The 11,908-nt window shown below is 44.8% G+C and carries 9 protein-coding genes; 7 read left to right on the top strand and 2 right to left on the bottom strand.

Annotated features, from left to right (window positions below; genetic code table 11):
- Positions 1 to 589 precede the first annotated feature (589 nt).
- The 6 genes from JK188_RS13465 to menE all read left to right on the top strand — a co-directional run bounded on the left by JK188_RS13465 (position 590) and on the right by menE (position 7,772).
- Entirely contained in the window at positions 590 to 1,915 is a 1,326-nt protein-coding gene (locus JK188_RS13465; RefSeq protein ID WP_211886042.1) for an isochorismate synthase, read from the top strand.
- Positions 1,916 to 2,072: 157 nt separating this feature from the next.
- On the top strand, positions 2,073 to 3,752 hold the full coding sequence (menD, locus tag JK188_RS13460; protein WP_211886041.1) for a 2-succinyl-5-enolpyruvyl-6-hydroxy-3-cyclohexene-1-carboxylic-acid synthase: 1,680 nt from the start codon (positions 2,073 to 2,075) through the stop codon (positions 3,750 to 3,752).
- Positions 3,746 to 4,528: a 2-succinyl-6-hydroxy-2,4-cyclohexadiene-1-carboxylate synthase gene (menH, locus tag JK188_RS13455; protein ID WP_211886040.1), complete on the top strand. Its 783-nt coding sequence runs from the start codon at positions 3,746 to 3,748 to the stop codon at positions 4,526 to 4,528. The genes menD and menH overlap by 7 nt, the downstream gene beginning before the upstream one ends.
- Positions 4,529 to 4,540: 12 nt before the next feature.
- Entirely contained in the window at positions 4,541 to 5,398 is an 858-nt protein-coding gene (gene menB / locus JK188_RS13450; protein ID WP_036952775.1) for a 1,4-dihydroxy-2-naphthoyl-CoA synthase, read from the top strand.
- Positions 5,398 to 6,369 carry an o-succinylbenzoate synthase gene (menC, locus tag JK188_RS13445; protein WP_211886039.1) on the top strand — a complete coding sequence of 324 codons (972 nt, stop codon included), beginning with the start codon at positions 5,398 to 5,400 and terminating at the stop codon, positions 6,367 to 6,369. The genes menB and menC overlap by 1 nt, the downstream gene beginning before the upstream one ends.
- The gene (gene menE, locus JK188_RS13440) at positions 6,357 to 7,772 is read left to right on the top strand and encodes an o-succinylbenzoate--CoA ligase (RefSeq protein WP_211886038.1); all 1,416 of its coding nucleotides are present in this window, start codon (positions 6,357 to 6,359) and stop codon (positions 7,770 to 7,772) included. Before menC ends, menE begins: the two co-directional genes overlap by 13 nt.
- An 84-nt stretch (positions 7,773 to 7,856) precedes the next feature.
- Here the strand turns inward: menE and JK188_RS13435 are convergent, their stop codons facing one another.
- Positions 7,857 to 9,296: a catalase gene (locus JK188_RS13435; protein ID WP_036952784.1), complete on the bottom strand. Its 1,440-nt coding sequence runs from the start codon at positions 9,294 to 9,296 to the stop codon at positions 7,857 to 7,859.
- A 334-nt stretch (positions 9,297 to 9,630) separates the two neighbouring features.
- Between JK188_RS13435 and JK188_RS13430 the strand changes: the two genes are divergently transcribed.
- The gene (locus JK188_RS13430) at positions 9,631 to 10,173 is read left to right on the top strand and encodes a YfaZ family outer membrane protein (RefSeq protein WP_006661376.1); all 543 of its coding nucleotides are present in this window, start codon (positions 9,631 to 9,633) and stop codon (positions 10,171 to 10,173) included.
- Between the two features lie 279 nt (positions 10,174 to 10,452).
- Here the strand turns inward: JK188_RS13430 and tyrP are convergent, their stop codons facing one another.
- Complete coding sequence (gene tyrP, locus JK188_RS13425) at positions 10,453 to 11,601, bottom strand: tyrosine transporter TyrP (RefSeq protein ID WP_249215456.1); 1,149 nt, start codon at positions 11,599 to 11,601, stop codon at positions 10,453 to 10,455.
- Positions 11,602 to 11,908: the final 307 nt, after the last annotated feature.

Below are 11,908 nucleotides of genomic sequence, written 5' to 3'. Positions count from 1 at the left end.
ATTTCGAGTCGCTATAAAAATTTTATCGTAATAAGTTTTTAATAGTAATAAACAAGAGGCTAATCACGTTCAAATTTATAACTCATAACCTACTAGAAATGCAGGGCATATGTTGATATTAAAAAATGAAAATCAGCGCTAAAAAATAACTCATTGGTTGTAGTTTTAAGTATTCACTTATTACATAAATTACAATTTTTAAACTTATATATAGCGTCGTTTCTGCGCTCTTAAAGTGAATATTATAGTTTCTAAACAATAAGGAATTAAGTGTAATTAGGATTCAATATCTAGAATCAATCAAAGAATAAAAATAGTTTATAAGGTGAATTATTGATATTTTATATATTAATCACAAGTTGATAGTGAGGTTATACAAATAAGATGGGTGTGAGGCCTTATTTAACAGTTTGATATGACATGATTTTGAAAACGTACCCATGTCGTAAGCTTATCATTTTTGATTTCTATCTGACGTTTTTTTAAACATCTTGTGCTATTAATAATGAATGTATTAATAAATTACATTGCGATATATAATAATTGTAAGTAAATCGATGTCGTTGTGATGGTGCAGTGGGAATCTAAAGTGACAAAAACAAAAATTGATAAATTATTAGCTGAAATTCTGACCCATTTGTCTACATTAGTACTCAATCCTAACGAATATACCCGCTTAGCGTGGAAGATGGATGCAAAAGAGACGTTTCCGGGATTAGCGTGGTTATCGTCCCAAGATAGCTACCCTCAATTCTATTGGTATCACCGTACTGGCTCAGAGGAATGTAGTGCGTTAGGCACAGTAAAATCATTTAATGCTATCATGGATGCTGAGCAATTTATCTCCGAGCATACTGAAATCCCTGATATGCGATTATGGGGCCTCAATGGTTGGAATGGTGTGGGCGAAGGTATCAGTGAAACCCTTAAGCGAGAATCCGCATTCTATTTTCTACCTCGATTAGAAATCTTCCGCTTGCGCTCAACGGTGACTGTTGCTCTAAATATTGATGGTGCACAGGATCTCCAAGCCGCTATTGCTTTTGTACAGCAGTTAAATTCGGTATCGAATAGCGTATCCCCATTATCCACTCAAATCATTGGGCAGCAGCATATTCCCGATCATGATGAATGGTGTGCGTTACTCACTGGAGCCATTCACGATATGCGTGCAGGTAAAATGGAGAAAGTGGTGATGGCACGGGAAACCAAATTGTCACTATCTAAGCCCATAACTGCGGCAGAGTTTTTATCTGCTAGCCAAAAAGTGAATCACCATTGCTACCATTTTATGATGGCGTTTAGTGCGCACTCCGGCTTTATGTCATCGACTCCAGAGCGTCTTTACTTGCGCCAAGGCACTCAACTTAATTCTGAAGCACTAGCGGGTACGGTTGCTAACCATGTTGATGATGGGATTGCGGCTGAAAATGCCAAATGGTTAATGGAAGACAGTAAAAACCAGCATGAAAATTTAGTGGTGGTTGATGATATTTGTCAGCAATTACAAGGTGCGGTAACGGGTATTGATGTCTCCCCCGCGAAGGTGATCCGCCTGAGAAAAATCCAACATTTATATCGCTCCATTGCCGCGACCCTATTAGCGCCCTCAGACAGCGATTGTTTGCAACGTTTACAACCGACGGCAGCGGTATGCGGCTTACCCCGTCGCGTTGCTCGTGAATTCCTTGCCGAGCACGAGCCATTTTCTCGTGGTTGGTATGCAGGAACGGGTGGCTTTGTCAGTTTAAATCGCAGTGAATTTGCGGTTTCTCTGCGCTGCGCTCAAATTGATGGTACCCAGATATCCCTCTATTCAGGTGCAGGGATTGTGAGTGGTTCAGATCCTGAACAAGAGTGGGAAGAAATTGAAAACAAAGCGGCTGGACTGAAATCCTTACTTAAAACGCAATGAAAAACCAAGCACAATGAAAAAATAGCCTAAAAACCCTATAGCTAAAATGGTTATTTCTTTTTTATTTTCAATTAGTTCATGAAAAATTGTTTTGAGATCAAGAAATTTTTCTCAATCCTATTACACTCAGCATCATGAATAAGTTACCGAGCACATTATGTCGAATTCAGCATTTAATCTCCGTTGGGCTGAGGTAATTATTGAGGCGCTAGCCCGTCACGGAATGAAAAATATCTGCATAGCTCCCGGCTCTCGCTCCACGCCGTTAACGTTAGCCGCTGTGAATAATGCAAAACTTCATTGCCATACGCACTTTGATGAGCGCGGATTAGGTCATCTTGCTCTTGGGCTTGCGAAAGCGAGTGGAGAACCTGTTGGCGTGATTGTCACCTCAGGGACGGCAGTCGCTAACCTTTATCCCTCACTGATAGAAGCTGGATTAACGGGGGAAAAAGTCATTTTCCTCACGGCAGACAGACCGCCAGAATTAATTGACTGCGGTGCCAATCAGGCTATCCGCCAAACCCATATTTTTGCTAGCCATCCGTTCGAAAGTTTAATGCTACCAAGACCCACGCGCGATATTTCAGCGAAGTGGCTGGTTTCTGCGCTAGATAACGGGATGAATCAGCTGCGTCATGGGGCATTCCATGTGAACTGTCCTTTTGCTGAACCTCTGTATGGTGAAACTGAAGGGGAAACCGAGTGGCAAGCCAGTTTAGGTAATTGGTGGCAATCATCTCACCCGTGGCTAAGCGAACCTCTAACCCATACTGTCGCATTAGTGGCTGACTGGTATTTCTGGCGTCAGAAAAAAGGGGTCGTGATCGCAGGGCGTATGAGCAGCAATGATGGCGAGCTTGTTGCAAAATGGGCGGCAGAACTAGGCTGGCCAGTTATCGGTGATGTGCTCTCTCAGACTGGACAACCTTATCCATGTGCTGATTTATGGTTACAACACCCGAATGCTAAAGCCTGGTTAGATGAAGCAGAATTAGTGGTTCAGTTTGGCTCAAGCATAACAGGAAAACGCGCATTACAGTGGCAAAGCCAGTGTCATCCCCAAGAATATTGGATCATTGATACTATTCCAGGGCGCTTAGATCCCGCCAATCATCAGGGTCGTAAGCTCACTTGCAGCGTAAAAGGGTGGATAGAGCAACATCCCGCTCAACCTCGCGGTGCATGGTGTAAAGGCTTAACGGATCTGACAAGCCGCACGTTGCAACATGTTCAAGCCCAGCTACAAAACCAATTTTCTGAAGCGGCAGTGGCACATCAATTACCAGAGCTTCTCCCTCCTTGCGGACAATTTTTCGTGGGGAATAGTTTAATTGTGCGTTTAATTGATGCACTAGCACAATTGCCAGCGGGTTACCCTGTATTTAGTAACCGTGGCGCCAGTGGGATTGATGGTTTGATCTCGACGATGGCGGGGGTACAAAGAGCAACGGCGAAGCCGACTCTGGGTATCGTCGGGGATATCTCCGCATTGTATGACTTGAACAGCTTGGCATTGCTGCGTGAACCTTCTGCTCCTAGCGTATTGATTATTGTGAACAATAATGGCGGACAAATTTTCTCGATGCTGCCAACCTCCCCAGAAGCTCGCCAAAACTATTATTGCATGCCACAAAATGTAAGCTTTGAAGGTGCGGCGATGATGTTTGGTCTGCAATACTGCGCGCCAACAGATTGGTCGAGCTTAAAAGAGACAGTGCAAGAATTCTGGCTCAAGCAACGCGGTACACTGCTGATTGAGTTAGTGGTTGATGGGGATGAAGGTGCTCGAACACTAAAACAATTACTGCAAGACGTGGAAAGTTTACCGTGCTAGCGGCGCACTATTATCCGAGTCAGGAACAACCTGCCAACGGCAAAAAAACACCGTGGCTAGTTTTCCTTCATGGCTTATTAGGGAGTCACGATGATTGGTCATCAATTGTTGAGGCTTGCCCCAATTATCCGCGCTTAGTGGTGGATTTGCCAGGGCATGGTGATTCACGCAATATCGGCTGCCAAGGTTTTGTTGATTTTGATACGCAACTGACTCAGTTGTTGGCGCGTTACTCTGTTTCGCAATATGTGTTGATTGGCTATTCGCTCGGCGCCCGCTTAGCGATGCACTTTGCCTGCTTTAGCACTCATCAAGGGCTACAAGGGTTGGTGATTGAAGGGGGCAACGTTGGTTTACAGAGTGAACAAGAACGTATTGCACGAGCCGATAATGACCATCGCTGGGCAGAACGTTTTCGACATCAGCCAATCGAACAGGTTTTGAATGACTGGTATCAACAAGCGGTTTTTGCCGACCTTACATCGGTTCAGCGTGAAAAATTGGTAGCACTCCGAGGTCAAAATAACCCATTGGCCGTTGCCGATATGCTAGAAAATACGTCGCTATCCAAACAACCATTTTTAGCTGAGTCATTAAAGCAATTATCTGTCCCTTACTGCTATTTTTGCGGTGAGAAAGACCAAAAATTTCGAGGCGTTTCGCAACAATATGCATTGCCGTTTACGCTAATTGATAATGCAGGGCATAATGCGCATCGGGAAAATCCCCAACATTATGCAGCTGCACTTCACTATTTTTTATCACACTGTGGTTAAAGGAACTTGATAATGATTTATCCAAGCGAAGAAAAACTGTACGCACCGATTGAGTGGCAAGATTGCTCAGCAGGTTTTGACGATATCCGATATCACAAATCCCCTGAAGGGATTGCTAAAATTACCATTAACCGCCCTGAAGTGCGCAATGCATTCCGTCCGCAAACTGTAAAAGAGATGATCCAAGCATTATCAGACGCGCGTTATGACGACCATATCGGGACTATCATCCTAACGGGTGAAGGTGAAAAAGCGTTCTGTGCTGGTGGTGACCAGAAAATTCGTGGCGACTACGGCGGGTATCGCGATGAAAGCGGTACGCACCATCTGAACGTATTGGATTTCCAACGTCAAATTCGTACCTGTCCAAAACCTGTTGTTGCAATGGTTGCCGGTTTCTCCATCGGTGGCGGTCACGTTTTACATATGATGTGTGACTTAACCATCGCAGCCGATAACGCGATTTTCGGTCAAACGGGTCCTAAAGTTGGCTCGTTTGATGGCGGCTGGGGCGCATCTTATATGGCGCGTATCGTCGGTCAAAAGAAAGCCCGCGAAATTTGGTTCCTGTGCCGTCAGTACAATGCGCAAGAAGCGTTAGACATGGGTCTGGTCAACACCGTTGTACCTTATGCTGACTTAGAAAAAGAAACGGTACGCTGGTGCCGTGAAATGCTGGAAAACAGCCCAATGGCACTACGTTGCTTGAAAGCGGCACTGAACGCTGACTGTGATGGTCAAGCGGGTCTGCAAGAATTAGCGGGTAACGCAACGATGCTGTTCTATATGACCGATGAAGGTCAAGAAGGGCGTAACGCATTCAACGAAAAACGTGCGCCAGATTTTTCTAAATATAAGCGTAATCCATAATGAGAAAAGCCAAACTTTACTCGTTCAGCCTGCCGATGGAGGCAGGCGTTATCCTTCGCTATCAACGACTAAAAACCCGTGATGGGCTTTTGGTTTGTTTACAAGATGGGGATAGCGAAGGCTGGGGGGAAGTTTCACCTCTGCCAGAATTTAGCCGTGAAACGTTGGAAGAAGCAACAGCCGACACCATCGCATGGCTAAATGAATGGGTGAATGAAGGCACAATGACGCCAAGCCATTTACCTTCAGTTGCCTTTGGCTGTAGCTGTGCATTAGCAGAGCTGACCGGTGAACTTCCACAACAAGCTAATTATCGTAAAGCGCCATTATGCAGCGGTGACCCTGATGATCTAATCCTAAGCCTCGATGCCATGGAAGGGGAAAAAGTCGCCAAAGTGAAAGTGGGGCTTTATGAAGCTGTGCGTGATGGCATGGTGGCAAACTTATTATTGGAAGCGGTGCCTGAGCTAAAACTGCGCTTAGATGCTAACCGCAGCTGGACTCGAGCAAAAGCAGATGGTTTCGCTAAATATGTGAATCCAGATTACCGTGCACGAATTGCGTTCCTTGAAGAGCCATGCAAAACCCGTGAGGAGTCTTTGCAATTTTCTGCGGATACTGGTATCGCCATCGCATGGGATGAAAGTGTGCGCGAAGATGACTTCAAAGTAGAAGCGCAACCGGGAGTGGCGGCGATTATCATTAAACCGACCTTAACGGGCAGCTTGAGTTATTGCCGCAGTTTGGTGGAGCAAGCTCATCAGTTAGGGATGCAGGCTGTGATCAGCTCATCCATCGAAAGCAGCTTTGGTTTAACCCAATTAGCGCGGGTCGCAAATTGGCTAACGCCGAATACCATTCCAGGTTTAGATACGGTTTCACTGATCCAATCTCAATTGGTGAGACCTTGGCCACAATGCCAAATTCCTGTTCAACAGTTAGATGAGATGACAGTTGTATGGCAGAGTTAGCATCATCGTCTAGCCGCTTTACCGACTGGCCTTGGCAGCATTGGGCCAGTCTTCAACCAAATAACATTGCACTTTTTACGGATACCGAATCGGTAACGTGGGCGGCGTTAAATCAGCAGATTGCCGATTTAGTCACTTACTTTGCGATGCAAGGCGTGCAAGAAGGGCAATGTGTCGCTTTGCGCGGTAAAAACTCCGTTGAACTGCTACTCAGTCAATTGGCATTGTTAGCTTGTGGGGCGAAAGTCTTGCTTCTCAATCCTCGCCTTCCTGAGCGGTTATTAAATGAATTACTGCCGCATCTTGATATTGGTGCAGTAATTGATTTTACCGATGAGCAGAATGCGTTAGCGGATTATCGCCATTTGGATCACCAGCTTTATTATCATTTTATTGAATATGATGATTTCCCTTCGGTGAGTTTTCAGAAAATCGCTGAGCAACCTGCAACGTTAATTTTAACTTCAGGTTCAACAGGGTTACCTAAAGCGGCTGTACACAGTATTTCGGCGCATTTGAACAGTGCGGCTGGCGTACTGAATGCCATGAATTATCAGCAAGAGGATTGCTGGCTACTTTCATTGCCATTATTTCACGTTTCAGGGCAAGGGATTGTATGGCGTTGGTTACTGAGCGGCGCAAAACTCGCCATTCGTTCTACACCATTGCCCGAAGCATTACAGGGTGTCACCCATGCCTCATTAGTGCCGACCCAACTATGGCGGTTACTGAATGACGAGATGCCATTAACTCTTTCGTTAAAAGAAGTCTTGTTGGGTGGCGCCATGATCCCAACCAGTTTAACGGAGCTAGCCGAGCAGCGCGGTATTGTATGTTGGAGCGGTTATGGGATGACAGAAATGGCATCAACCGTGTGCGCCAAACGTGCCGATGGTAAGAAAGGCGTGGGGCTTCCGTTAACGGGTAAACAAGTACGGCTGGTGGATGATGAAATTCAAATTCAGTCGGATAGCCAATCCTTAGGGTATTGGTTTGACGGGCAATTACATCCTTTAAATTTAGTGGATGGCTGGTTTAAAACCAATGACAAAGGCGCCTTTATTGAGGGTGAATATCAGGTTTTAGGTCGTTTGGATAATCTGTTCATTAGCGGCGGGGAGTGTGTGCAGCCTGAAGATATTGAAGCGGTGATCAATGCTCATCCTGGTGTGCACCAAAGCTTTATTGTTCCTGTTGATGATGTGCAATTTGGACAGCGCCCAGTGGCAGTGATTGACGCTGATGAATCAATGAATTTGAACATGTTGGCGGATTGGCTAAAAGATAAATTAGCCCCGTATCAATTCCCCATGGCGTTTTATCGCCTAGAACCTGAATTAAAAGCGGGGGGAATTAAAGTCTCTCGCCAGCAGGTGAAGCGATGGGTGTTAACACAAAGATAGTGATGAACTAAACGCAGAATGAATTAAGGAATAGATAAAAGCGCTAGAAAGTTCTAGCGCTTGGTCATAACAGGAAATGCTTGTTTATTTCAGCGCATTCAGCGCTTTTTCAACACCCGCGCCGTATTCTGGGTGCACTTTCTTAAACAACTCGATTTGACGTTTTTGTGTCTCTTCTGACGCTTCAATCAACTCACCCGCTAAACGTTGGAACATACGTTGATGTTCGGCATCGTCCAGCAATTCATACAGTGCACGAGGTTGGCTGAAGTAATCTTCATCTTCACGGTGATTCCAGTGATCAGCCGCACCTTCGATGGATAATGGTGGTTCGCTATAGTCCGGTTGTTCTTGGAACATACCTGCGCTGTTTGGCTCATAAGTCACGGTATTGCTGCTATTACCATCAATGCGCATTGCACCATCACGATGATAATTGTGGAATGGGCAGCGTGGGGCGTTCACCGGAATTTGATAGTGGTTAATACCTAAACGGTAACGCTGAGTATCCCCGTAAGAGAATAAGCGACCTTGCAGCATTTTGTCTGGAGAGAATCCAATGCCCGGAACGATATTCGCTGGGCTAAATGCCGCTTGCTCCACATCCGAGAAATAGTTATCTGGGTTGCGGTTCAGTTCAAAATAGCCCACATCAATCAATGGATAATCTTTATGTGGCCACACTTTGGTTAGATCAAATGGGTTATAAGGGACGGTTGACGCCTCTTTTTCTGGCATGATCTGAATCTGTAAGTTCCAGCGAGGATATTCTTTACGTTGGATAGCATCGAACAGGTCACGTTGAGAGCTTTCACGATCTTTACCAATCAGCGCTTCTGCTTCGTCGTCCATAAGGTTTTCGATACCTTGCTGGCTACGGAAGTGGAATTTCACCCAAAAACGTTCGTTATTCGCATTGATAAAACTATAGGTATGGCTACCAAAACCGTGCATAAAGCGATAGCTTTTCGGTAAGCCGCGGTCGCTGACATCAATGGTTAATTGATGAAGCGCTTCAGGTAAGTGGGAGAAGAAATCCCATTTATAGGCAGCGCTACGCATATTGGTGTAAGGGCAGCGTTTAACAACGTGGTTTAAGTCAGGGAATTTCAGCGGGTCACGCAGATAGAATACAGGGGTGTTGTTACCCACCATATCCCAGTTGCCTTCTTCGGTATAAAACTTCATGGCGAAACCACGGATATCGCGCTCGGCATCAGCTGCACCACGTTCACCGGCTACGGTGGAGAAGCGGACAAATAAATCGGTTTTCTTGCCAATTTCACTGAATAATTTAGCACGGGTATAGCGGGTAATGTCATGGGTGACAGTGAAAGTACCGAATGCCCCTGAACCTTTAGCGTGCATACGGCGCTCTGGGATCACTTCACGATCGAAGTGGGCGAGCTTTTCCAAAAACCAAACATCTTGCAACAGCATCGGGCCACGTTTACCCGCAGTCATCACGTTATTGTTATCCACAACAGGTGCGCCTGAAGCGGTAGTTAAACCTCTTTTTTTCATCACAATACTCCCAAGCTATTAGATTTATAGACTACACAAAAGTAACTAACTGGATGAATATTTGTAGAATATCACTTCATCTCTATAATAAACTTGATGAACAGTATAATAAGCAAAGAATTAATTATCTAATCGCTCTGACCAATCACTGTAATCATAGTAAGAAGTTTAGTCAGAAAATGAAGAATTAATTGAAGTAAACCACTGATGAATTTCACTTATTGTGCGTTAAACGGTGTTCTAACGTAAATTTAAGCAAAAAAGACTGAGTACGTGCACTAAATCACGTAACATCGTCACGATACTTTAATTTTTAATAATAAAGGAAATGATAATGCGCAAAGTTCTTTTAGCTGTTGCAGCGACCTCTGCATTTTATATGGGTGCTGCCCAAGCAATTTCTGCTGATTTCAGCGCGGGTGAACATTTTACAGAATTAAGTGCTGGTTTAGGAACTCAAGGTTCCGGTTTAGCATTTAATGGCTCTTGGGCTCGTAGCGATCATAATGGCGAGTTAGGTAGCTTAGGCGCAACTTTCGGTCTGCCATTAGGACCATTTAATGCCTATGTAGGTGGTAAAGCATTGTATTTATCTCCTGAAGATGGTTCTAACGGTGCAGCGGCAGCATTAGGCGGCGGCTTAAGTTGGCAAGCACTGCCATCATTAAGTTTCTACGGTGAAGCGTATGGCGCACCAGAATCACTGACTTCAGGCAGCAAATCCTACATGGAAGCGAAAGCAGGTGCGCGCTATACCGTGTTTAAACCGTTGTCGGTTGATGCGGGTTATCGTCTGATTGAGATGAAAGGCGCGCATGATGATCGTAATGAGAAACTTGCAGATGGTTGGTATGTGGGCGCCGGCCTGTCCTTCTAATATTCTCGTCATATTTTGATTTGTGGCGTTGTTGGCTGCTCTTGCCAACCCTGGTCGCATACTTATGTATGCTCCCTGGGATAGATTTTTCTTCATATTTCACGCTGTAGCGTTGTTGGCTGCTCTTGCTAACCCTAGTCACATACTTGTGTATGCTCCTAGGGATTAGCGCGTTTGCCGCCTAGCTACAACATGAACTATTTTGAAAAATGGCGGAACTGGATTTTTCAAAAAAACACCCCAATTTGGGGTGTTTTTTTATGAATGAAACTCTTGGGATTAACCTACGTTTGGTAGGAAGCCGGCCACGATGGCGAATTGGATGGCGATGACTGCGATACCGCACAGCAGAACTAAAGTGAGGATTGGTGTGCCGCCTTTGACGCGGTAAATGCCATTCGCTTCTAACTTGCGTACGCGCATGGTTAACAGTGCCGGTATGATTAATGCTAGGACTGATAATGCGACAGCGGCGTAAGTTAATGCTTGAACAAAACTACTGAAGAACAACGCGGCGAGTAACGGGGGTACGAAGGTCAGCAGCGTGGTTTGCGCACGACCAATAAAATCATTGCTGCGCTTGAATAAGTCTGCAAGGTAATCAAACAAACCTAACGCCACACCTAAGAATGAAGTTGCTAACGCTAAATCCATAAACAGGGCCACGGCCATATTCACGCGTGGAGTGGCAACCACATCACGGATTGCGGTTAATAACCCATTTAAACCGGATGATTGAGCAAGGATCCCCATAAATGTATTGGATGGGATAGAGCCTAATGTCGCTATCTGCCACAGAATGTAGGCAACCAGAGGAATTGCACTCCCTGTAATGAAAATGATACGCAGCTTGCGTACATCACCATTCATATAATTGACTAAACTTGGTACGCTTCCATGGAACCCAAAAGAGGTAAAAATCACGGGAACAGCAGCGAGTATAAGGCCTTTTTCCAGCGGCATTGTGCTTAGGTTAACCGCCTCGGCATGAGGCATCATAACGGCAAGCATAATCACTAAGAAAATCGTCTTAGCGGTGAAAAGAATACGGTTAATAAAATCAACAGAGTGTGTACCCACACAGACCACAGCCCCGCCAACAATGGTGAACATAATAATGGCTGTTTGAGTCGAAACCGTAATCCCCCACCAAGAAGATAGGCTATCAGAGATAAGCACTCCAGCCCCGCCAATATAGGCAGTTGTCAGAGCATACATCAGTAATAACATACTCAAACCAGTGACAATTTGACCGACAGGACCGAGGTACTTTTTCGCAACACTACCGAGCCCCATATTGGCAGGATTATGTTGATATACCTCGACTAGTAGTAATGAGGTATAACTCATTAGCATCCATAAACCAATTAACAAACATACTATTCCAGTGAAGCCAACACCTGCTGCCGCTAGCGGCATTGCTAGCATTCCTGCGCCAATTGTTGTTCCTGCCACGATCAAAATACTGCCAAGGGTACGATTCTTCACAAATTCCTCTGATTGAATTCGGGTTATTAATAATTTAAGCAGATTATGCGATTGCGATCACTCTGTCAAATCTGAATTACAGTGAGTGTAAATAAATATTAACAGTCTAAATAAGTCAAAAATTCTATTAATGTATGGGTGAATAACAACTTGCTCGCTAAGGGTAATTTTTTGTTAGAAGGGGCAATGCATTCCCAAGCCCAGTTACGGCGCTTTAGTCACAATAGCGTTGATTCCTTAGAGAAAT

The sequence above is a fragment of the Providencia sp. JGM181 genome (assembly GCF_018257375.1).
Classification (GTDB): Bacteria; Pseudomonadota; Gammaproteobacteria; order Enterobacterales; family Enterobacteriaceae; genus Providencia; species Providencia lanzhouensis.
The sequence above is the reverse complement of the archived record's forward strand: the minus strand, read 5'-3'. Positions and strand labels throughout refer to the sequence as shown.